General features: G+C 66.7%; 18 protein-coding genes and 1 pseudogene. 7 read left to right on the top strand and 12 right to left on the bottom strand.

Annotated features, from left to right (window positions below; translation table 11 throughout):
• On the bottom strand, nucleotides 1–891 hold an 891-nt coding region (locus tag CIW48_RS31675; protein WP_246695512.1), incomplete at its 3' end, for a CHASE3 domain-containing protein.
• Nucleotides 892–1,290: 399 nt separating this feature from the next.
• Between CIW48_RS31675 and CIW48_RS31670 the strand changes: the two genes are divergently transcribed.
• Nucleotides 1,291–3,501, top strand: a complete 2,211-nt coding sequence (locus tag CIW48_RS31670; RefSeq protein ID WP_281407414.1) for an EAL domain-containing protein — start codon at nucleotides 1,291–1,293, stop codon at nucleotides 3,499–3,501.
• 7 nt (nucleotides 3,502–3,508) lie between these two features.
• Here CIW48_RS31670 and CIW48_RS31665 read toward each other — a convergent pair whose 3' ends face one another.
• Nucleotides 3,509–5,323, bottom strand: a complete 1,815-nt coding sequence (locus CIW48_RS31665; RefSeq protein WP_149314329.1) for a thioesterase family protein — start codon at nucleotides 5,321–5,323, stop codon at nucleotides 3,509–3,511.
• Between the two features lie 256 nt (nucleotides 5,324–5,579).
• On the opposite strand from CIW48_RS31665, the pseudogene CIW48_RS31660 reads away from it, so the two are divergent.
• The 5 genes and pseudogenes from CIW48_RS31660 to CIW48_RS31640 all read left to right on the top strand — a co-directional run.
• A pseudogene (locus tag CIW48_RS31660) lies at nucleotides 5,580–6,131 on the top strand (cation:dicarboxylase symporter family transporter); the annotation flags it as partial.
• A gap of 54 nt (nucleotides 6,132–6,185) precedes the next feature.
• Complete coding sequence (locus tag CIW48_RS31655; protein WP_149314328.1) at nucleotides 6,186–7,025, top strand: bifunctional allantoicase/(S)-ureidoglycine aminohydrolase; 840 nt, start codon at nucleotides 6,186–6,188, stop codon at nucleotides 7,023–7,025.
• On the top strand, nucleotides 7,022–7,534 hold the full coding sequence (locus CIW48_RS31650) for an ureidoglycolate lyase (RefSeq protein WP_149314327.1): 513 nt from the start codon (nucleotides 7,022–7,024) through the stop codon (nucleotides 7,532–7,534). Before CIW48_RS31655 ends, CIW48_RS31650 begins: the two co-directional genes overlap by 4 nt.
• A gap of 581 nt (nucleotides 7,535–8,115) precedes the next feature.
• A complete protein-coding gene (locus tag CIW48_RS31645; RefSeq protein ID WP_149314326.1) occupies nucleotides 8,116–9,150 on the top strand; it encodes a TRAP transporter substrate-binding protein in 1,035 nt (344 codons plus the stop codon).
• Nucleotides 9,150–10,787, top strand: a complete 1,638-nt coding sequence (locus tag CIW48_RS31640; protein ID WP_149314325.1) for an acyl-CoA synthetase — start codon at nucleotides 9,150–9,152, stop codon at nucleotides 10,785–10,787. Before CIW48_RS31645 ends, CIW48_RS31640 begins: the two co-directional genes overlap by 1 nt.
• Nucleotides 10,788–11,305: 518 nt before the next feature.
• On the opposite strand, the gene CIW48_RS31635 is transcribed toward CIW48_RS31640, so the two are convergent.
• The 8 genes from CIW48_RS31635 to CIW48_RS31600 form a co-directional block, all read right to left on the bottom strand.
• Nucleotides 11,306–13,198, bottom strand: a complete 1,893-nt coding sequence (locus CIW48_RS31635; protein WP_149314324.1) for a TRAP transporter large permease subunit — start codon at nucleotides 13,196–13,198, stop codon at nucleotides 11,306–11,308.
• Nucleotides 13,199–13,334: 136 nt separating this feature from the next.
• The gene (locus CIW48_RS31630; RefSeq protein ID WP_149314323.1) at nucleotides 13,335–14,351 is read right to left on the bottom strand and encodes a TRAP transporter substrate-binding protein; all 1,017 of its coding nucleotides are present in this window, start codon (nucleotides 14,349–14,351) and stop codon (nucleotides 13,335–13,337) included.
• 132 nt (nucleotides 14,352–14,483) lie between these two features.
• Nucleotides 14,484–15,371 (bottom strand): NAD(P)-dependent oxidoreductase, encoded by an 888-nt coding sequence (locus CIW48_RS31625; protein WP_149314322.1) that lies wholly within the window; start codon nucleotides 15,369–15,371, stop codon nucleotides 14,484–14,486.
• Entirely contained in the window at nucleotides 15,362–16,384 is a 1,023-nt protein-coding gene (locus CIW48_RS31620) for a transketolase family protein (RefSeq protein WP_149314321.1), read from the bottom strand. The genes CIW48_RS31625 and CIW48_RS31620 overlap by 10 nt, the downstream gene beginning before the upstream one ends.
• A complete protein-coding gene (locus tag CIW48_RS31615) occupies nucleotides 16,381–17,244 on the bottom strand; it encodes a transketolase (protein ID WP_149314320.1) in 864 nt (287 codons plus the stop codon). Before CIW48_RS31615 ends, CIW48_RS31620 begins: the two co-directional genes overlap by 4 nt.
• Before the next feature lie 10 nt (nucleotides 17,245–17,254).
• Nucleotides 17,255–18,004, bottom strand: coding sequence for an SDR family NAD(P)-dependent oxidoreductase (locus CIW48_RS31610; protein ID WP_149314319.1), 750 nt, complete (start codon nucleotides 18,002–18,004; stop codon nucleotides 17,255–17,257).
• 210 nt (nucleotides 18,005–18,214) lie between these two features.
• On the bottom strand, nucleotides 18,215–19,111 hold the full coding sequence (locus CIW48_RS31605; protein WP_149314318.1) for a LysR substrate-binding domain-containing protein: 897 nt from the start codon (nucleotides 19,109–19,111) through the stop codon (nucleotides 18,215–18,217).
• An 81-nt stretch (nucleotides 19,112–19,192) separates the two neighbouring features.
• Nucleotides 19,193–19,480 (bottom strand): hypothetical protein, encoded by a 288-nt coding sequence (locus CIW48_RS31600; protein ID WP_091789413.1) that lies wholly within the window; start codon nucleotides 19,478–19,480, stop codon nucleotides 19,193–19,195.
• A gap of 572 nt (nucleotides 19,481–20,052) precedes the next feature.
• Here CIW48_RS31600 and CIW48_RS31595 point away from each other — a divergent pair.
• Nucleotides 20,053–20,283: a hypothetical protein gene (locus tag CIW48_RS31595; protein WP_149314317.1), complete on the top strand. Its 231-nt coding sequence runs from the start codon at nucleotides 20,053–20,055 to the stop codon at nucleotides 20,281–20,283.
• Between the two features lie 209 nt (nucleotides 20,284–20,492).
• Here the strand turns inward: CIW48_RS31595 and CIW48_RS33630 are convergent, their stop codons facing one another.
• Together CIW48_RS33630 and CIW48_RS31590 are read right to left on the bottom strand one after the other, a co-directional pair.
• Entirely contained in the window at nucleotides 20,493–20,633 is a 141-nt protein-coding gene (locus CIW48_RS33630; protein ID WP_173009467.1) for a hypothetical protein, read from the bottom strand.
• Nucleotides 20,633–20,878, bottom strand: coding sequence for a hypothetical protein (locus tag CIW48_RS31590; RefSeq protein ID WP_149314316.1), 246 nt, complete (start codon nucleotides 20,876–20,878; stop codon nucleotides 20,633–20,635). Before CIW48_RS31590 ends, CIW48_RS33630 begins: the two co-directional genes overlap by 1 nt.
• Nucleotides 20,879–21,418 lie beyond the last annotated feature (540 nt).

Here is a 21,418-nt window from a genome sequence, read left to right as displayed (position 1 = left end):
GAATTGCTGCTCGACCGAGGCCGCCTGCTCCTGCGCCGAGGCGCGGATCTCGGCCGCCGCCGCGTTCAGGTCCGCCGTGGCCGCACGGTTGGTCCGCGCAAGATCCGACAGGCCCGCAACCATCGCGTTCAGCGTCCCACCCAGACGGCCGACTTCGCCCCCCGTGCGCACCTCCAGCTGGTCCGACAGGTTTCCCTCGCCGACCCGCTCGACGAAACTCATCACGCGCACCAGCGGCTGGACGATGAGGCGGTTGATCGCAACGCCGATCCCAAGGCAGATCAGGAGTGTCAGAAGCGTTCCGCCCCACAGGGCGACGCTCTCGTTGCGCTCGCCCCGCACGACACGCTCGGCCAGCGCCGTTCGCACCGCGCCTTCGAGCCCTTCGATGGCGGCGAGCCGCTCGCGGAAGGTATCGAACAGCCGCTTGCCCTGACCATTCGCCTCTATATGGACCGCCTCGTCGCGCTTTGCCGGATCGGCCGCGATCCGAATGGCGACCTCGCCGACTTCGGTCTGCCAACTGCGGGCTGCCGCAACGGCGTCGGCCAGCAGGCGCGTCCGCTCCGGATCCTGGCCGATCAGGCTCCTGAGCCTGTCGATCGCCTCATCCAGGGCTAGGCGGCCTGTGCGGTAGGGCTCCAGGCTGCCGTCGCGCCCCGTGATCAGGTAGCCACGCAGCCCAGTCTCCTGATTGAGCATGGCCGCACGAAAACTGTCGAGGGCGCGGATCAGCTGGTTGGAGCGGCTCCGGGCATCGGTCGCCTCCCGCAACTGATCGCCCGTGATCAGGACCGCGCCGCTGCTCAGGACCGATACCAGTGCGATGACACCGATTGCACCGCCCAACAGGCGGTTGAGTCCCAGCGTTTGGGGCATGGTCTGCTGCATCCTGCTCGGACCTGCGGACGGTGCCGGTGAGGCCGCGACCGAGGTACACTGGCCTCTTAGCGCCGCGGCCCGGTCGATGCGAGCCATGACGTCAGGCTCAGATGGCGACACGCTCAAAACGGGGAGCCCGCCGCCGCGCCGCGGCCGATGTTTACGTATTGTAAACCGACAGGCGACTTGTAGTTGTGCAACATTGCGATCGTGTGTGCATCTAAACAGCGCGACCCGCAGTTCTCGATCGTAATGGCTGTGCAACAGGCGTTTGCGTTCCGTGAGATGTTGATTTCTTTCCTGATCGATACCGATCGCAAGGCAGATCCACTCGACGCGAATCTCAGGGCGCGCGCGCGTGTCGAGCAGGTCGACGTCGCGCTTCGTCTTGTGCCTTTCACGATTCTTGTGAGCCTCAGCGTCGTTCAGGTCATCGTCTACCTGTTCTGGCATCCTGGGAATCGCGGCTATCTCGCCGGCTTGGAGGCCCTCGTCCTGCCATTGGCGGTCGTCTCGCTTCAGCAGTGCTGGCGTTGGCGCTCGCGCCCCAAACCCCTCGAGATTGCGCCGTCCTTCGTCCAGAAGGTCGTCTTGGCCGCTCAGGCCTATGGGCTGCTCCTGGCCTCCATCCCGGTCATGTTGTTTGCCGGGGCTGATCCGAACGGGCGGCTCCTGATCGCTTCCAGCATCGCGGGTCTGATCGCGACAGGAATGAGCGCGGCGGTGCTGCCCCGGGTCGCCATCAGCTATTCAGGTCTTATCATCATCGGCTCGTTCATCGCCCTAGCGACAACGGGCGAGCCCTTCTACATCTATGTCGCCGTCCTGTTGTTTTTCTATTCGATCTTCGTCTGCTTCACGATCCTTCATCTCAGCCGTCTGCTGACGATGCGGGTCATCGCGCAGATCGAACTTGAGCGGCAGCAGGAATTCACCCATCTCCTGCTCAACGAGTTCGAGGAAAGTGCCAGCGACTGGCTCTGGGAGACAGACGCAGACCTGCATCTCCAACACGTCTCGCAGCGCCTGATCGAAGTCGCCGGCTCCTCTGAGCGACAGCTGATGGGCCTACCCCTGGAGCGGCTACTCCTTCCGCCGCTTGCGCCGCCCAAGAGCCATTCGAGCACCGCCCTCTGGAGCTGCATCGCGGAGCGGCGGGCCTTCCGAAATCTTCACCTGCAGCTCGATATCGCCGGCGAGCGACGGACTTGGTGCTTGAGCGGAAAGCCAACCTTCAACCGCGCCGGCGTGTTCTCGGGCTATCGCGGCGTCGGCTCGGATGTGACGGAGAAGCGGCGCTCCGAGGAGCGCCTGTCCTACCTCGCGCTGCACGATTCTCTCACGGATCTGCCGAACCGGGTGCTGTTCCATCAACTTCAGGAGGGGGCTCGGGAGCGGCTTGCGGAGGGTGAACGGTTCGCCGTGCTTGCACTCGACCTCGATGAGTTCAAGAGCGTGAACGACACGTTCGGCCACGCAGCCGGCGACAAGCTCCTCAAATCCGTCGCCGAGCGGCTGCGGAGCTTCGAGGCCGCGCACGTGCGACTCGCCCGCCTCGCGGGCGATGAGTTTGCGGTTCTCGCGACCGGCCGGAGTGCCCGTGACCTGCACACCATCGAGGCGCTCGCGGGCGGCATCGTCGAAACGCTCGCCTCACCGTTCACCATCGATGGCATCCGGCTGAGCGTCAGCGTCAGCATCGGGATTGCCATCGCGCCGCAGGATGGGTGTCAGGAGATCATGCGGCGGGCCGATCTCGCGCTCTATCGCATGAAGAGCGAGGGGCGGAACGGCTACCGGTTCTACGAAGCGGAGATGGACGAACGGATCGAGGCACGTCGGGCCCTGACCGCTGACCTGCGGGGAGCCCTCGATCGCGACGAGTTCCTCCTCTACTTCCAGCCGATCGTCGCGGCCAAGGAGTGCCGCGTGCGCGGCTTCGAAGCCCTGCTGCGTTGGAAGCACCCTGTGCGGGGATTCGTCTCGCCCGCCGAGTTCATTCCCCTTGCCGAGGAAACGGGCGTGATCATCCCGCTCGGCGAATGGATCCTGCGCGAGGCGTGTCGGGTCGCGGTCGGCTGGCCGAACGATATCCGGATCGCCGTCAACCTATCGCCGCGACAGTTCCGGCATTCGGATTTGCCGCATCTCGTGCGTTCCGCGCTCCGGGCGACCGGTCTGGACGCGCCGCGCCTGGAACTGGAAGTCACGGAATCGGTGTTCCTCGAAGCTACGCCGGCGATCAATGCCACGCTCGCCAAACTCCGTGAGATGGGCGTGCGGCTGTCGCTCGACGATTTCGGGACCGGCTATTCGAGTCTCAGCTACCTGCGCCGGATCGCCTTCGACAAGATCAAGATCGACCAGAGTTTCGTCCGCGACCTCCCGCACGAGCGCAGCGCAGCCTCGATCGTGCGTGCGATCATCGACATGGCGACGAGCCTCGACATGACGATCACGGCGGAAGGAGTCGAGACGGATGCGCAGCGCATTTGCCTGCTCAACCAGGGCTGTCACGAATTCCAGGGCTATCTGTTCAGCAAGCCGCTTCCGGCCGATCAGGCCGGGGCGCTGGCGCGCAGCCGTCAACTCCTACCGGCGGCGGTTCGGGCAGCGTAAGGTGCCCTCAGGCGCCGAGCGGCGCCACGCCGGCCGGGCTGGACTTACCGTCGGCCCCGTGCGGCGACGATTTTGGCCAGTACGGCAGGAATCCCTCGACGATGGTGCGCGGGATATCGAGCGGCCGGTAGTGGACCGTATCCACGAACATGAGCGACTGTTCCCCCCGGCCGAGCAGGCCGTTGACCTCGCTGTGAATCTCGTGCGCCAGAGTCACGAATTTCCGGTTATGGCTCGCGATCGAAATCCGGATGGTGACCGGCTCGAACTCCATGGCCTCCCGCCGGAAGTCGTGATGAAAGGATTTCGTCAGGATATAGAAATCCGTAGATTTCAGGTCGAAATTCGGCATGCAGATGTTGAAGAAAAGCTCGCGCGCCTTGCCGACCCAGCGCACGTAGTTGGCGAAATAGACGTTTCCGACCGAATTCGTGTCGTCGTAGGTCGGGATCAGGCGCAGAACGAACCAGTGCCCGTCGAAGCCATGGGAGGCGACGGTATCCGTTCGGTCCAGCGCCACCGGCACAGGTGCGGCCCGCGGCGCCCGCTCCGCCGAGGGAATCAACTCTCCTACCGGCTGCGAGCCACGCCATCCGAGCACCTGCGCGATCATCGGCAGGGCGCCGATCAGGCCGATGAGCGGCGCGATGGCCAGGAGCGCCCAACTCGGTGCCAGATAGCCAGTGACGAAGATCAGGCTCGCCGTGGCCCCGATCATAGCGTTGAGGACCGAGTCGTACCGGCGCGCCGCGCCGAGTGTCTCGCAGACGAGACAAGCCGCTGCTCCGACGAGGAGCGTCGCGAAGGGCACCATCAGATAAAGGAGCGAAAGGTTTGCCGAGATTGCGGCGGCGGCGGCGGCGAGCGCCGCGCCTAGAATCCAAACGGGAGAGGCAACGAGTCCCGCCGGCACGAAGGCGAGGAGCGGCGAGTTGCTGCGCGCCGTGATCGACGTTCCGAGCCAGCGCGTCGCGCTGTAGAAGCTGTCGATTGTGGTGGCGGCCGCAATCGCCGTCCAGACGACGAAGGCAGCGGTGACGCCAGTCAGGGACTCGCGCCCAATCGCGTGCGCGACGGCCGCGTATGCGCCCGGCAACCCATCTGACGAGATGACGGGCGCGCCGAGCCCTGCCCGCGCTGCGAGCAGCGCGTTGATTGTCAGAAGGCCGAGAAACAGGGCGGCGCCGGCGACATAGGCGACGCGTACGGATCCGCCCGTGCGCCGGATCTCGGCGGCGCGCTGCCACTGCTGGATGTCCATCCACGGGCCGAGCAGGAAGCCGACCAGCGAGGGAACGATGAGCCCGTAGAATCGCTCGTCAAAGGCGTGGAGTGGGACCTCCCCGCCAACTTGATGCAGGGGCATGCCGGCGAAGAGCGTCGCACTCGCCGAAAGCCCGAGGACCAGCGCCACGCCGTGGATGATCCGGATTCCGCGCAGCGGGACTGCGTGCCCGATCGAGCAAGCAATGAGAACCAGGGCTATCACGCCCACTGCGGCGTCATGGCCGAACAGCGGAAGCCATGCATAGGCCGTGAAGCCGAAGATCGTGATGGCGACCGCGAAGAACTGCCCCCCCAGGAAGAGGAGAGCGTAGGGCCCCTGCACGGTCGCCACGATTGCGTCGAGTTTCCGGCTCGGCGCCCCGAGCAGCCAGCCGAACAGGCCGAGCCCCGTCGCATTCGGAAGGGCGAAGGCAAGAAACCCGAGCCATCCATACGAGAGGGTGACGTGGATCGCGTAGAAAAAGCCGAGGCCCCAGAACCACGACAAAGCAATCGTGGGCGCCCAGGTCGCGGAGCGGATGAACTGGGAATGCATTGTGTCTGCAAGCGCTCCGTACCTGGAACAGCAATAGCGGATGTGGTTCGTTTCGGGAATATGCCCGGCGAAAAAGAAGCTGGATATAAGATATCCAGCCCGCGAATTGCATCGCGCTGCTCTCCCAGGCTGGCGATCCTGGGTCGCCGAGCGCGGCTGAGGCGGGCAAGCCGCCCGAATGCGCGTGGTCGAAGCCCGGCGGCCCCGCGGTCCTTGACCGTCTACGCTTGTCGCGTCCTGTGAGAGCTGCGGAAGCGCCTATTTGCGCGAGGAACTGACCATCGTGGCCGGCACCGCGTCTTCCGACCGCGTGCCGCCGCACGTCATGCGCAAGATGGAGCGGCTCGGCATAAAGGAATCGACCGTCGGTCGCGTGATCCTGACCGGCTACTCGTTCGATCTCGACGCCTTCTCGCTCTATCCGACCCTCGCCACCGTATTCATCCCGCAGGCAACGGACACCGACCTGTCATTCGCCCACCTGATGCTGATCCTCGGCATCGCCCTGATGACCTCCAAGGGCGCTCACGGCGTCCGCGGTTCGGTGATCGTCGTCCTCGCAGCGACGCTTTCGGCCGTTCGCGAGATCCCGGTGATCGGGCTGGTTCTGGTCCTGTCCGCCGACTGGTTCGTCGGCATCGCCCAGGTGCTCGAAAACCTGATCGGCAATTGCGTCGCGACCGCCATCATTGCAGCCTGGGAGGGCGATATCGACCGAGCCCAGGCGCGGCGGGTCCTGAACGGCGAGGACACGACGGACACGACGGCGATCCTCAACACGTCGATCCCGCAGCCGCATTCCGCGTGACGGATCCGGCACGACAGGGTTACTCAGCATGACATCGGATTCCGGAGACCCTTCATGAGCGCTGGAGCCTACAACCCGCCCTGCGGCGGCCTTCCCGGCCAGACGGCTCTGATGACCGGCCGCGCCGTATTCACCGAGGCCTACGCGGTGATCCCGCACGGGGTGATGAGCGACATCGTCACGAGCCTCCTGCCGGGCTGGGACAAGGCCAAGGCCTGGATCCTGGCGCGGCCGCTCTCGGGCTTCGCCGAGACCTTCGCCCAGTACCTCATGGAAGTCGCACCAGGCGGCGGTAGCGATTGCCCGGAGCCGGAGAGGCAGGCCCAGGGCGTGCTGTTCGTGGTTGAGGGCACGGCGAGCCTCGGGCTGGCAGGTGCCCGGCACGCCCTCCGGTCAGGCAGCTACGCGTATCTCGCCCCCGGTGCGGCCTGGACCCTGCGCAACGAGGGCGACGGCCCGGTGCGGTTCCATTGGATCCGCAAGGCCTACCAGCCGGCGGCGGGGCTGGAAGCGCCCACCTCCTTCGTGACGCACGAATCAGCGGTTGAGCCGGCCGGCATGGTTGGGACGGAAGGGGCCTGGGCAACCACCCGCTTCGTCGCATCCGACGATCTCCGCCACGACATGCATGTGAACATCGTCAGCCTGCGCCCGGGCGCATCGATCCCATTCGAGGAGACGCACGTGATGGAGCACGGGCTGTTCGTTCTTGAGGGCAAGGCGGTCTACCGGCTGAATCGCGACTGGGTCGAGGTCGAGGCGGGCGACTTCATGTGGCTGCGCGCCTTCTGCCCGCAGGCCTGCTACGCGGGCGGGCCCGGCCCGTTCCGGTATCTCCTCTACAAGGATGTCAATCGGCATCCGGCGCTGGCGCCTCGTGGGCTGAGCCGGTGAGCGCGTCGGCTCGCGACATCGTCGCCCGCCCGCTGACCGCAGCGGCGTTCGTGCCGTTCGGCGCGGTCATTGATACCGACGCTGTCGCGCCGCGTCCGATGAATGCCGGAATGGCGCGCCGCTTCCATGATCTCGCCGAGATCGAGGTCGTCGGCGAGGGCGCCCGCGTCGTGATCGGCCTCGTGGAGGCGCAACCCTACCCAGTGCCGCTGCGCCTCAGCCTGGTCGAACGGCATCCGCTCGGTGCGCAGGCTTTCCTGCCGCTGACCGCGGCGCCGTTCCTGGTCGTAGTCGCCCCAGACGAGAACGGCTGGCCCGGCCCGCCCCAGGCTTTCATCACCGCGCCCCGACAGGGAGTCTGCTACGCCCGCAACACGTGGCACGGCGTGCTCACGCCCTACGGTCAAAAGCAGGATTTCGTCGTGGTCGACCGCGGCGGACCGGGCGTGAACCTGGAGGAGTACACGTTCGCGGAGCCCTGGACCGTGCATCTGCCCGCTCTGGATTGAAGGCGCCTGCAGATCTCGCCATCCGTGGTTTCTAGACGCTCGGGCGGGAGACGAGTTCGGCGAACCTACTGTGGAGGGCGCGAGCGCGCCGGTTCCGACCCGGTGCCTGCAATAGCTCGGACGTGCAGCAATGTTCACCGCTGCTCCCGTCATCGCGGGACTGCGCAGCGGAGCCCGACATCCACACGCGCCCGTGCGCCAAGCCTTCACCGACGATGCGCCGGGTTCCCGGCTACCGGCCACGCCCCCAATACACGGCGCCGGTGAACCGGCAGACAAGTCGGTGCGAAGACGATCCTTCCAGCGCATGAAGCCAGAACACCGTGCCGGATCGAGCGCGCGGCGCATCGACCTGTCCTTCGGCGGCAGCTCGTTGCACGACGGCGCTCGCGTGATCGGGACCGCCGCCGGCCGAGCACGGCATGTCAGGGTCGTCCGGATGCAATCAATCCACGGGGCAACGCCGCGAAAGTCCGTTGACTGGCACCGGTCAGCGGCTATCGAAGCCGCAACGATGAAGTCCGCACCAACGCGGACCCGAGGAAGCGCCGGGCCGACGTGCCCGTACCGGAAAGGCCGCCATGTCATTGTCTCGCACGCCCCTGTCCCGTCGGCGATTCCTCGCGACGGGTTCGACGGCGCTGATCGCCGGCACCATGGCGGCCCCGCATGTGGCGCGGGCGCAGCGGGCGGATTTCACCTACAAATACGCCAACAACCTGCCCGACACGCATCCGATGAACATCCGCGCCCGCGAGATGGCGGATGCTCTGCGTGCGGAGAGCGGAGGACAGTTCGATCTCAAGATCTTCCCGTCGAGCCAGCTCGGCTCGGATACCGACACCCTGAGCCAGCTGCGCTCGGGCAGCGTCGAGTTCTTCACGATGTCGCCGCTGATCCTCTCGACGCTGGTGCCCAACGCGTCGATCAACGGCATCGGCTACGCATTCCCGAGCTATGAGGCCGTCTGGCCGGCCATGGACGGCGAACTTGGCGCCTGGGTCCGCCAGCAGATCGCCAAGGCCGGGCTCGTCGCCATGGAGAAGATCTGGGACAACGGCTATCGTCAGACGACCTCGTCGACCAAGCCGATCGCCACCCCCGACGATTTCAAGGGCTTCCGGATCCGCGTGCCGGTCTCCCCGCTCTGGACCTCGATGTTCCGGGCTTTTGACGCCGCGCCGGCCTCGATCAACCTGAACGAAACCTATTCGGCCCTGCAGACCAAGATCGTCGAGGGTCAGGAGAATCCGCTCGCGGTGATCTCCACTACGAAGTTCTACGAGGTTCAGAAGTACTGCTCGCTGACCAACCACATGTGGGACGGGTACTGGTTCCTCGCGAATCGCCGCGCATGGGAGCGTATCCCGCCGGACCTGCGCACGATGGTAGCCCGCCACATCGACGCTGCCGGGCTCAAGGAGCGGGCCGACGTCGCCCAGCTCAACGCCAACCTGCAGGCTGAGCTTTCCAAGAACGGGATGGTGTTCAACAAGCCGGATCCGGAGCCCTTCCGCGACAAGCTGCGCAAGGCCGGCTTCTACGCCGAGTGGAAGAGCCGCTACGGCGAAGAGGGTTGGTCGTTGCTGGAGAAGGCCTGCGGGAAGCTCACCTGATGGTCACCGCGGGGGCGCCGCGCGGCGGGGTCGCGCCGTGCTCCCGGCGGGTGATGAACCTCGCGCATTTCCTGCGCCGGGCCGCGCGCCGGTTTCCGGATGCGGTGGGTCTGGCCTGGGGCGCGCGGAGCTGGACCTGGTCCGAACTCGACGCCCGGGTTGACGCCATGGCGGCAGCACTCGCTGCCGGCGGCGTATCCAAGGGTGACCGCGTTCTGGTCCAGGCGCGCAACAGCAATCAGCTGTTCGAATCGATGTTCGTCTGCTTCCGGCTCGGCGCCGTATGGGTGCCGACCAATTTCCGGCAGACGCCGCCGGAGGTGGCGTATCTCGCGCGCGCCAGCGGCGCTTCCGCGTTGATCTGCGGCGCGGGGTTCCCTGACCACGCTGCCGCCGTCCGCGCGGCATGCCCAAACCTGAATCGCGTGGTCGAGATCGGCGGACAGGCCTTCGGAGCGGATTACGAAGCTCTCGTCGCCGAGCATCGGTTCCAATCCGCGCGCACGGCCGATGTCGAGCACGATGACCCGTGCTGGTTCTTCTTCACGTCGGGCACGACGGGACGGCCGAAGGCGGCGGTCCTCACCCATGGCCAGATGGCCTTCGTGGTCACCAATCACCTCTGCGACCTGATGCCGGGCACGACCGAGGCCGACGCGTCCCTGGTCGTCGCACCGCTCTCGCACGGTGCCGGCATCCACCAGCTCGCTCAGGTCGCGTCCGGCACCAAGACGGTGCTCACCGGCGCCGAGCGCCTGGACCCCGCGGAGGTCTGGGCGCTCGTGGAACGCTGGCGCATCACCAACCTCTTCACCGTGCCGACCATCGTGAAGCTGCTGACCGAGCATCCGGCCGTCGCTGCGCACGACCATTCCAGCCTGCGCCACGTGATCTATGCGGGCGCGCCGATGTATCGCGCGGACCAGCAGCACGCGCTGCGGGTGCTCGGACCGGTGCTGGTGCAGTATTTCGGGCTCGGTGAGGTGACCGGCAATATCACTGTGCTGCCGCCCCGCCTGCATTCGGCCGAGGACGGCCCTCATGTGAAGGTGGGGACCTGCGGGGTCGAGCGGACCGGCATGCAGGTTCAGATCCAGGACACGGACGGGTGCGAGTGCCCGCCGGGGGAGACCGGTGAGATCTGTGTCTGCGGGCCCGCCGTCTTCGCGGGCTACTATGACAACCCGGAGGCCAACGCGGCGGCGTTCCGCGACGGCTGGTTCCGGACCGGCGACCTCGGCCATGTCGACACGGAAGGCTTCCTGTTCATCACCGGCCGCGCTTCCGACATGTACATCTCGGGCGGCTCGAACGTGTATCCGCGCGAGATCGAGGAGAAACTCCTGACGCATCCGGCGATCTCCGAAGCCGCGATCCTCGGTGTGCCGGACCCGGCCTGGGGCGAGGTCGGCGTTGCGGTTTGCGTCACGCGTCCCGGAATGTCGGTGGGTGAGGCGGACTTGATCGCGTGGCTGTCGGAAGCGGTCGCCCGCTACAAGCTGCCCCGACGGGTGTTCTTCTGGGAGGCCCTGCCGAAATCCGGCTATGGCAAGGTGACGAAGCGCGCGATTCGCGAAGGACTCGAAGAGCGCGGTGACCTGCCGCGCGATGAGATGGCGCCAGCGAGAGGTCGATAAGCCTTTCGCTGTCTATGTCGGCCACGGCGGCGCCCTCCGTTTTTGTGAGGGGAGCGAAGCAATTCTGGGCCGCCGGCCGTCAACGTGCAATCGGGTTGCATCGCTCCCCACGCAATGTCGGCGATGCCGAAGCCGGACGGCGATGCGGAACAAGGATCCGGTGAGCCGCTCCGACTGCACGACACCCAATCGAGGGCGGGCGTTCGGCGCAGCCTGACCGCCGGGAGACGTCCTCTCCTCGGCATCATGTTCACGCTGCATGACAGCCCGCGCGCGATGCCCCCTGACGCGTCTGCCGGACCGACCGCATATTGCATCGCAACAAGCCGGGCAGCCCGCCCGGCGCTGATCGGGGTCGGGCACGATGACCACTCTCGCGAACCTCGTCGGCCGTCTCGGTGTTGCAGTGCAGCGTGCCGCCGCCGGGCGCTACACCGAGCAGCGCGAGCGGATCCTGCGAACCGGCGCCGCCGGCATGATCTGACCCTCCCGGCACACTCGTCCCTGGTCGTACGCCTTCAAAGGAATCCGATCGAGAACCAGGGAACGAGGATGATGACGAGGAGCCCGACGAGCAGGGCGACAATGTAGCCGACGATCGGGCGCATTCCCGCGTCGGGATGGATGCGGCTGATGGCGCAGGCCGCGTAGTAGCCGACACCGAAGGGCGGCGCGAACAGCCCGATGCCCATCGCGAGGATCACCACCATCGCATAGTGGACTTCGTGGACGCCGACCGCCCGAGCGATCGGGAACAGCAGAGGGCCGAACAGCACGATCGCTGGGATGCCTTCCAGCACCGAGCCCAGGATGATGAAGGCGGCCGCCGAGACGAACAGGAAGCCGAGCGCCCCGCCGGGCAGGCTCTTCATGACCTCGGCCAAAGTCTGCGAGAAACCCGACTGGGTGAGCGCCCAGGCCATGCCGGTGGCCGCGCCGATGATCAGCAGGATTGCCCCGGACAAGGTCGCGGTGGTCACCAGCATCGGGTAGAGCCGCCGCCACTCGAATTGACGGTAGATCAAAAGACCCGCCAGCGCCGCGTAGACGATGCCGATGGTGGAGACTTCCGTGGCGGTGGCGATGCCCTCAACTACGGCGAAGCGGATGACGAAGGGCAGGGCCAGCGCCGGGATCGCCACCAGGAAGGATCGGCCGATGATCTGCCGCGACGGCCGGGCCACGTGGCTCAGGTCCTCGCCGCGGTAGCGCCACCAGACCAGCGCGCACAGGGTGACGGCGAGCACGAGGCCCGGCAGGAGGCCGCCGGTGAACAGAGCGGTGATCGAGACGCCCGTCACCGATCCGATGGTGATCAGCACGATGGAGGGCGGGATCGTCTCGGTCTGCGCGCCCGTGGTGGCGAGGAGCGCCACGAGGTCTCCCTCCTTGGCGCCGCGGGCCTTCATCTCCGGGAACAGAACCGGGGCGACGGCGGCCATGTCGGCGGCTTTCGAGCCGGAGATGCCCGAGACGAGGTACATCGCGCCGACCAGCACGTAGTGCAGGCCGCCTCGGACGTGGCCGAGCAGCGCGGCCAGGAATCCGACCATGGCCCGGGCCATTCCGGTCATCTCGATCAGCAGGCCAAGGAACACGAAGAGCGGCACCGCGAGCAGGATCAAGTGGCTCATGCCCTCGTCCATGCGCCCCACCACCACCATCGAGGGCGCGTTGGTGGTCAGCGTAATGTACGCGAAGGTCGAGAGGCCGAACGCGAAGGCGATCGGCACCCCGGCGAAGACCAGCGCGCCGACGCCGAGGACGAAGAACAGCAGCAGGTTGAGGTTGCCGAGATCCATCAACCAGGGCTGGAGCGCCACGAGGCCGGCAGCGAATCCGGCGCCCAGCACGAGTGCGCCCGCCGTCAGCTTCCAGTCGGCGGTTTCCAGCAGGCGGATCACCGCGACGATCAGCATGAGGCCCAGTCCGACCGGCAGGGCGGCCGCGCGCCACGCGTTGTTCAGCTCGAGCGCGGGCGTCTGGACGAAGGTCTCCTCGCTGGCGAATTCCCAGGCCGGCTCCAGCAGCAGCGCCACGAAGATCAGGCCGGCCACCAGGGCGACCGTCTCCAGAAAGGCGCGCAGGCGCGGTCCGCTCATGGCGACGAAGGCGGTCATGCGCATGTGCTCGGCGCGGCGGAAGGCGACCACGGCGCCCAACATGGCGAGCCACAGGAACAGGATCGAGGCAAGTTCGTCCGACCAGACCAGAGGCTCACGGAACACGTAGCGGCTCACGACGCCCCCGAGCAGCACCCCGATCTCGGCCAGCACGAGGAGCGCCGCCGGAATCTCCACGAGATGGCCGAGCCCTGCATCGAGCCGGCGCAGCCAGGTCCGGGCGCGCAGCGGCGGCCCGGTCAATTCAACTCCCGCCGTCGTCTCGACGGCCGCGATATCGATCTGCATGGCGCCCTCCCGTCGGAGCCGGTCCCGATGCCGCTGCCGGCGGGAACGGCTCCAAGTGCGTCTTGTTGGTGCGTCTTGTTGAGCGTTCTGTCGTGCGTCTTGGCGCTCTCCCTTATCCGATCCCGTGGAAAGCGCTTCAGCTCAGTTTGCCCGACACGTCCTCAAGATGCGACCAAGCCACGTCGCCGTACTTGGTTTTCCGGTCCTTGTAGAAGCTCGTCCGTCCTAGGGCGTCGCGGAACCGCGCCCAGCCGACGTCGACGAAGGTGATGCTCTTGGCGGTGAGGCTCTGCCGGAGGGACTCGCTGAGCTTGGCGACGTCCGCGCGCTGGACAGTCGCGAACCGGTCGAGTTCCCGCGACACGACCTGGCGCAGGTCCTCCGGCAGCCGCTGCCACGCGCGCTTTTTGCCGAGAATCCAGTAGCCGTCCCAGTCATAGCCGGTCAGGCTGCAGGATTTCTGCACCTCGTAGGGCCGGGTGGTGGCCGTGATGGCGAGGGGATTCTCCTGACCCTCGACCACCTTGGTCTGGAGCGAGGAGTACAGCTCGGTGAAGTTGATCGGCGCCGCACCGGCTTCGAGCGCCTTGAACAGCGAGTTCAGCATCGGCGCTGGAGGCACGCGGATCTTGAACCCCTTCAGGTCCTCCGGCGTCCGAATCTCGCGGGTCGCGGAGGTGATCTGCCGGAAGCCGTTGTCCCAGACCTTGGACACGGCGAGGATTGGCGTCTTGGCGATCTCGGACCGGACGTAAGTGCCGAGACCGCCGTCCATGGCCGTCCAGACAGCGTCGTAATCCTTGAAGGCGAAGCCGGTGTTCGGCAGGCTCGCGGCCGGCACGAAGGTGGCCAGGATCGACGTTGCGAGATTGAAGAACTCGACGCTGCCGTTGCGAACCTGTGCCAGCAGGTCGGTGTCCGAGCCGAGCTGGTTGGCCGGGAACAGCTTGATTTCCAGACGGCCATTCGTGGCCTCGCGGATCCGGTCGAGAGCCTCTTGCCCCCTTAGGTTGACTGGATGTGTCGGATCCTGGCCGGTGGCGAGCTTGTAGGTGAATTCGGCGGCCTGACCCCGACGGGTGAGGATACTGAAGGCCGGCAGGGTGGCCACGCCGACGAGCAGGCCGCGGCGACTGAGACGCGTGTCGCGCATGGTTTCACTCCCTGGATGGTTGGGGCTGCCCGATCCCCGCCGTTGATCGACGGTGGAGGGTACGGTCCGCGTTGTTATCCCCGATCGGCGGGTCCGAATCCGTCGCCCCGATCGCGCGTCCCTCGCGGATGCCTAGGCACCGTCGCCGTTGAGCAGGCGGTAGGCGCGGATCACCTGGCTGTCGTCCGTGGTGCCGTCGCCGCGACCGGAGGTCGAGACGAAGAGCTGGTGGGCGAGCGCCGCCAGCGGCAGCGCCGCCCCGGCGCCGCGGCCGGCCTCCAGCACGATGCCGAGGTCTTTGACGAAGATGTCGACCGCGCTGGTTACCGGCGGCACGTCCTCCAGCATCCGGGGGCCGCGGTCGCCCAGCATCCAGCTCGCGGCAGAGGAGCCCGAAAGGATCTCCAGCACCACGTCCAAATCGACCCCGACGCGACCGGCGAGCGCCAGCGCCTCGGCCGCCGCCGCGATATGGACGCCGCACAGGAGTTGATTGACAGCCTTGACGGTGGCGCCCTGTCCGGCGCGTTCGCCGACATGGAAGATCCGGTCGCCCAGCGCGTCGAGGACCGGCCGCAAGAATCTCAGGGTCTCGGCGGGCGCCGCGGCCATGATGGTGAGCTTGGCCGCCTGCGCACCAACGACTCCGCCCGAAACCGGCGCATCGACGAAGCGTCGACCGCGCGCCGCAACGCGTTCGGCCAGATGTTCCACCGCCAGCGGCGGGCAGGTCGCCATCAGGACCACGATGCCGTCCGGTGCAAGGGCGTCGAGGGCGCCCTCGGTGAACAGCACGGTTTCGGCCTGCGCGACGTTGACCACCATCAGGAGGACCGCGTCGGCACCATCGGCCGCCTGAATCGGGGTCTCGGCCGCCGTGCCGCCGGCGGTTTCGAGGGCTTTGCGGCTCTCAGGGCGCAGGTCGTAGCCGTGCACCGGGAAGCCCGCTGCGACCAGGTTGGTCGCCATCGGCAGGCCCATGGCGCCGAGGCCGACGAAGGCGAGGCGGCTCAGAGCCATGCCCGGATGCTCCGCGCCATCGCGGCGGCCGAGATGCCGTAGCGGTCGTGGAGCGTCGGCAGGGCGCCGGCATCGAGGAATTCGTCCGGCAAGCCGATCTGGCGGAGGCCGCGCCCCGGCATCACACCTGCGCGCATCAGGAGGCCGGCCACCGCCTCGCCCAGGCCGCCGATCACACTGTGGTTCTCGGCCACCACCACGACCCGGCCGCCGCGCCCGGCCTCGTGGAGGATCGTCGCCGTGTCGAGGGGCTTGATCGTCGGAACGTGCAGGACCGCAACGTCGACCCGGTCGTCACGCAGAGCCTCGGCCACCTCCAGAGCGCGCATGGTCATCAGGCCCGACGAGATCACCAGGACGTCGCGCCCGTCGCGGATCACCTTGGCCTTGCCGAGTTCGAACGTGTAGCCGTACGCGTCGAGCACCAGCGGGACGTTGCCGCGCAGGAGCCGGAGGTAGACCGGCCCCTTATGTGCCGCCATGGCGGGCACGACCTGCTCGATCTCGTGGGCGTCGCAGGGATCGATGATCGTGAGGTTCGGCATCCCGCGGAAGATTGCGAGATCCTCCGTGGCCTGATGACTCGGACCGTAGCCGGTGGTCAGGCCGGGCAGCGCGCAGGCGATCTTGACGTCGAGATTCTCCTCCGCGATCGCCAGGCAGATGAAGTCGTAGGCGCGCCGCGCCGCGAATACCGCGTAAGTGGTGGCGAACGGCGTGAACCCCTCCCGCGCGAGGCCGGCGGCTGCGCTCATCAGGAGCTGCTCAGCCATTCCCATCTGGTAGAAGCGTTCGGGATGGGCCTGCGCGAAGATGTGCAGGTCCGTGTATTTCGACAAATCCGCCGACAGGCCGACGATGTCGGACCGTGTCCTGGCGAGTTCAACCAGTGCGTGGCCGAAAGGCGCCACCTTGGTGCGCTGCCCGGGGGCAGCCAGCGAGGCGATCATCGCCGAGGTCTTGGCGCCGCTGCCGGCGCGGGGGGCAGGCTTCTCGTATTTGGAGCGTCTCACCGCACTCTCCCCTCGTCCAGGATCGACAGGGCCTGCCGCCACTCGTCCGGCTCGACCCGCAGGAAGTGATTGCGTTCGCGCGCTTCGAGGAAGGGCACCCCCTTCGCCATGCGGGTGTCGCAGATGATGATTCGGGGCTCGGGGCCCGAATGATGCCGGGCGGCGTCGAAGGCCTTCACCAGCGCGTCGATGTCGTTGCCGTCGACCCGCTGCACGAACCAGTTGAAGGCCGCGAATTTCGGCGCGAGCGGCTCGAAGTTGAGCACACCGGTCGAGGCTCCGTCGGCCTGCATGCCGTTCACGTCGACGAGGCCGATCAGGTTGTCGAGCTTGAACGAGCCGGCCGACATGGCGGCCTCCCAGGTCGAGCCCTCGTCGAGTTCGCCGTCGGAAAACAGGTTGTAGATGAAGCTCTTGGAGCCCTTCCGCTTCAGCCCCAGCGCCATGCCGACCGCGATTCCGAGCCCGTGGCCCAGCGACCCGCCGGTAATCTCCATACCGGGCGTATAGGCCGCCATGCCGGACATGGGCAGGCGGCTATCATCGCCGCCGTAGCTCGTCAGTTCGTCCTCCGGGATGATCTCCGCCTCGATCAGCGCGGCGTAGAGGGCGATCGCGTAATGGCCGATCGACAGCAGGAAGCGGTCACGGCCCTCCCACTCGGGATCCTCGGACCGATAGGCGAGGGCGTGGAAGTAGCTCACCGCCAGCACGTCGGAGATGCCGAGCGCCTGTGCGATGTAGCCCTGACCCTGGACTTCGCCCATGCGCAGGGCGTGACGGCGGATGCGGTAGGCGCGCTCGCTGAGCGGCACGTTGGAACCGGCGCGGGGCCGCTCGGTGGTGGACGGAGACGTCATGGCGTGGCCCTCAATGGATCAGCATGCCGCCGTTCACGTCGATCACCGCGCCGGTGATGTACGTGGACAGGTCGGAGGCCAGGAACAGGCAGGCATTGGCGACGTCGCCCGCCACGCCGAGCCGCCCGAGCGGGATGCCCTTGGCGATCTCGACTTTCAGCTCGGGGGTGAGCTTGCCGCCGGTGATGTCGGTCTGGATCAGGCCCGGCGTCACGGAATTCACCCGCACGCCGTCGGGGCCGAGTTCGCGGGCCATGGCCTTCGCGAGGCCGAGCACGCCACCCTTGGCGGCGCTGTAATGCGGGCCGCCGAAGATGCCGCCGCCCCGCTGGGCGGAGACCGACGACATGCATACGATGGCGCCGTAGCCATGGCCGCGCATCGTTGGGATCACCGCCTGGCTCATGTAGAGCGTGCCGCGCAGATTCACGTCGGTCACGGCGTCGTAGTCCTCCGGCCCGATCTCCATGATCTTGAGGGGCTGGGTGATGCCGGCATTGTTGACGAGCACATCGATCCGGCCAAAACGGGCCACGATCTCGTCGGCGGCGACCGTACAGGCCGCCCGGTCGGTCACGTTGCAGGCCAGTCCGATATGGCCGGGACCGATCTCGCGGGCCGCGGTCTCGGCTCGGCCGGAGTCGAGGTCGAGGATCGCGACCCGGGCACCGTGCTTTGCGAAGAGTTGCGCAGTGGCTTTTCCGATGCCGCGGGCAGAGGCCGCGCCGGTGATCACGCACACCCGATCGTTCAGAAGCATGGAATCCTCCCGGCGACCCGCGCCAGCGCGGGATCGAACCTGCCGTCACGACGGAGGGGCGACGGGCCGGAAACCGTGATCCTGCGGATCCGGCGGCCCGCGTCGTCGTCTCCCTCGTCAGTGTTGTTGCGGGAAGAGTGCCGTGGCGCCACATCGGCGGCAAACGCGGAATTCTCACGCGTAGGTGAATCCGAGTCACCTCTCCCGGTGTCAGCCCAGGTCGGGGCTCAGCACGATCCCGAGCTCCTCGGCGAGCCAGCGCGCGAAGACCCGCAACGGCGCGCGGCGGCGCGCATCGAGCGGGCAGACGAAGTGGTGGCCGATATAGCTGATATCCTGTCCGCGCCCGGCCAGCGGTGCGACGAGGCGGCCGGCTGCCACTTCCCGCTCGGCGAGGCGGGTCGATTCCAGGGCGACACCAAGCCCGTCCGCGGCGGCGGCGAGGGCCAGGAAGCTCCGGTCGAAGCGGATGCCCGCGCTCGACTGCGCGGTGAGTTGGTTACGTTCGAACCAGTGAGACCAGCGCACCTGCTTGTTGTCGCTCTGGATCAGGGGCTGCTTCAGCAGATCGGCTGGTTCGCGGATCTGCGCAGCCCTCTCGGGATTGCAGAGTGGCGTGACCGTCTCCAGGCCCAGCGGCATGCGCACCAGACCTTCACCGCGCGGCGGACCGTAGACGATATCGGCGTCGAACTCGTCGGTGATGAAGCGGGCGTAGTCCATACCGGCGGCGAGACGCACCTCGAAGTCCGGATGCGCGCTGAGGAAGCGTGCGAGCCGCGGTGCCAGCCATTGCGCGGCGAAGCTCGGCGCGCAGTGCAGCCGGAGCAGTTGCGGTCCGCGATTTGCCACCAGGTCGAAGCCGCGGTTGAGTTCCGCGAAGGCGCGTCCGACATGGTCGCACAGCGCCTCGCCGGCGGGGGTTGGCGCTATGCCCTGACCCGCGCGCTCGAACAGGACGACGCCCAGGGTCTCTTCCATCTTGCGCAGGGCGTGACTGACCGCGCTGGGAGAGAGGTTGAGTTCGCTGGCGGCGGCCTTGAACGAGCGACGCCGCGCGGCGGCCTCGAAGATCCGGACGGCGGACAGGGGAACGGGCGGCCTCATCCCGGGCAGAATGAGCCGCGATCTCCGGCGCTGGCAACGGCGCTGCCGCGGCGGTGGCGCGCGGCTCGACGCGCGACAGGATCAAGCCGACCGAATATTGCGGATTCGGACCTTCGCGACATGAGGTGCGGTTTTGCCCCGCTGGGCGACCTCGCAGAGGGCGGCGACCATCGAATCGGTCTCTACCTCAAGGTCAGACGGCCCGAGATCGTAGCGGGCGTTGCGCCAAGCGATGAGGATGCAGGCGAGGACCACGGACATACTGGCCGCCAGGGGCGCAATAACCAGAGCGGCGAGGGGACTCACCGGGGTCAGGATTGCCGCTGTCGTGAGGCCGCTTGCAATCCCCGCCGCAATCAAGACGATCATCGGAGCCTCGCCCGATCTGCGTGGCCGAGTCCTGCGCCCGATCACTGCCGGATGGTCGCGGCATGACAGTTAATTATTCGTTAATATGAAGCTTTTGCCGGTAATTTTCGCCGGTCAGCGATAGCGATTGCTTGCCGCGGGGGCCGTGTCGTGCCCCGTACGGAGCGAGGCCGGTCGCTCCGCTATGGAGTCTTCGTGCTCTCGAGGACGGACAATCAACCCGAGCGATCAGATTCTCAGAGACAATTCGAACGACTCCACAATGGGTGATTGTAGGATAGCGCGCCGCATTGCGACGGTCGCGATAGACATTCTGTATTGTTAAGCCCCGAATCAAGGGCACGTGAGTCGCTAAGATACACGATATCCGCAGGTCCGTGCGTAGCAGGAACCGATGGCACCTCCGCGGATCTTTCGGACGCTTCCTCCAATGCGGCGTTCCTAAGGATCAAACATCCGCAACACGACGAACTGATACGCTGAGATCATCTCTGGTACAGAACGATCCCTTGCTGCCGATGGTTGCGCGGTGTTAGCCCTTGCCCGAGTGGCGTATGGGAAAACTGTCTCCGATGGCCATTGATGTTCGAGCTGACGCGCGTCTGCGCGAGATCGCAGCCGTCATGGGCTGTCCGGTCGAAGCGTTCTACGCGTCGGAAGGCGAAGCGGGCGACGCCACTATGACCTACGAACTGCTCTGCTTATGGCACGCGATACAGGAGCCTCAGGGCCGCGAACGCGTGCTCAGGAGCGCTCGACACGAGGCTCAAAAGGAGACGCAGGGCGCGAAGGCTGCCGAGTGAGCATCCCATACGCCGTCTCAAAGGCAGGCATAGGCAGAGGCGTACTCCGTGTCGATGACGCCGGCAACAACCTTGTGCGGCTCTGGCGTGGTGAACGCAGCTGTCGGATCAGCAGTGCCTCAAGCGCTGTCCGGACTTGGGTGAGGTGCCTCTGATCCCGAGTTTGGCGTTCGGCAGCCTGCTTCATCGCAGCCGGGAACTGATAGCCGTCAATGACCCTGGGCTATCCAGCTCAGAACCGTTGCACAGCGCTCGGCCTGCTCGCGGGTCAATCCTGACGCGACGGCCGCGCCGTTGCGATAGACCACGAAAGTGCCGTCGTCGGTCGCGCGGATCTTGATGGAAGCCATTATTCGGCTCCCGACGTCAGGACCTGAAGCTGGGACAGCCCGGAAGAGGTGATCTGCCAGACTGCTACAGAAGCTTCCGGACCATCGTGCGAGACGATCCGCTGGACGTGGCCGGTGCTTTCCAGCGCGGAGAGCCGGCTGTGATCGCCGGGCCATGAGGCGTCTGCCCTTTTGCGGATCGAAATCCGGCAATCTCGGGCCTCTGATGCCTTGTTGAGAAGGCGGCGATCGTGATTCACCCGCATCGGCACTCCGGCTTGGCTCGGATCGGTACGCATTACCTACGTACAGGCTGGCCGATATGGTTAAGCTTGGCAACCCCGCGAACGAAACCACCTTTGGATCGGGTCCGCCATTCCGTCCCGGCACCACCCGCGGGACCACCAATGCGAAGCCACGACGGGTCGTCCATCTGGGGCATCGCCCGGATCGACCCCGGGGGGGGGGAATGCTCCGATGGAGCATCGAAGGCGCCGCGCCGCATAGGTCCGATCGGCGCGCGACATGCCGACGTCTGTGGGCCACGCCACGTCTCGGCTGAAACGGACAGGCGGAAGCGCGGCCCCCAGAATCCCTTGCGAGAACGCCGTACCTGCCGGGTGAGGCCAACAGGATTTCCGTGTCGGAGGCACGAAAAAGGCCGGCCGGGGAATCCCGGCCGGCCGTCGGTTTGCCGTCAGCGGCGCTTACCGCAGGAGCTGGAGAACGCCCTGCTGTGCGGAGTTGGCCAGGGACAGGGCCGAGATGCCCATCGACTGACGCGTCGACAGCGCCTGCGAGTTGGC

It is taken from the genome of Methylobacterium sp. P1-11 (assembly GCF_008329595.1).
Taxonomy (GTDB): Bacteria; Pseudomonadota; Alphaproteobacteria; order Rhizobiales; family Beijerinckiaceae; genus Methylobacterium.
Note: the sequence above shows the minus strand (reverse complement) of the source record. Positions and strands in the feature narration are given on the sequence as shown.

What these genes read in the sequence shown, in the direction of transcription:
- CIW48_RS31600 (WP_091789413.1), bottom strand. Translation starts at nt 19,480, where the DNA reads ATGATCGTCTTGATTGCGGCGGGGATTGCAAGCGGCCTCACGACAGCG.
- CIW48_RS31655 (WP_149314328.1), top strand. Translation starts at nt 6,186, where the DNA reads ATGAGCGCTGGAGCCTACAACCCGCCCTGCGGCGGCCTTCCCGGCCAG.
- CIW48_RS31635 (WP_149314324.1), bottom strand. Translation starts at nt 13,198, where the DNA reads ATGCAGATCGATATCGCGGCCGTCGAGACGACGGCGGGAGTTGAATTG.
- CIW48_RS31625 (WP_149314322.1), bottom strand. Translation starts at nt 15,371, where the DNA reads ATGGCTCTGAGCCGCCTCGCCTTCGTCGGCCTCGGCGCCATGGGCCTG.
- CIW48_RS31665 (WP_149314329.1), bottom strand. Translation starts at nt 5,323, where the DNA reads ATGCATTCCCAGTTCATCCGCTCCGCGACCTGGGCGCCCACGATTGCT.
- CIW48_RS31630 (WP_149314323.1), bottom strand. Translation starts at nt 14,351, where the DNA reads ATGCGCGACACGCGTCTCAGTCGCCGCGGCCTGCTCGTCGGCGTGGCC.
- CIW48_RS31595 (WP_149314317.1), top strand. Translation starts at nt 20,053, where the DNA reads ATGGCCATTGATGTTCGAGCTGACGCGCGTCTGCGCGAGATCGCAGCC.
- CIW48_RS31615 (WP_149314320.1), bottom strand. Translation starts at nt 17,244, where the DNA reads ATGACGTCTCCGTCCACCACCGAGCGGCCCCGCGCCGGTTCCAACGTG.
- CIW48_RS31645 (WP_149314326.1), top strand. Translation starts at nt 8,116, where the DNA reads ATGTCATTGTCTCGCACGCCCCTGTCCCGTCGGCGATTCCTCGCGACG.
- CIW48_RS31610 (WP_149314319.1), bottom strand. Translation starts at nt 18,004, where the DNA reads ATGCTTCTGAACGATCGGGTGTGCGTGATCACCGGCGCGGCCTCTGCC.
- CIW48_RS33630 (WP_173009467.1), bottom strand. Translation starts at nt 20,633, where the DNA reads ATGGCTTCCATCAAGATCCGCGCGACCGACGACGGCACTTTCGTGGTC.
- CIW48_RS31605 (WP_149314318.1), bottom strand. Translation starts at nt 19,111, where the DNA reads ATGAGGCCGCCCGTTCCCCTGTCCGCCGTCCGGATCTTCGAGGCCGCC.
- CIW48_RS31590 (WP_149314316.1), bottom strand. Translation starts at nt 20,878, where the DNA reads ATGCGGGTGAATCACGATCGCCGCCTTCTCAACAAGGCATCAGAGGCC.
- CIW48_RS31640 (WP_149314325.1), top strand. Translation starts at nt 9,150, where the DNA reads ATGGTCACCGCGGGGGCGCCGCGCGGCGGGGTCGCGCCGTGCTCCCGG.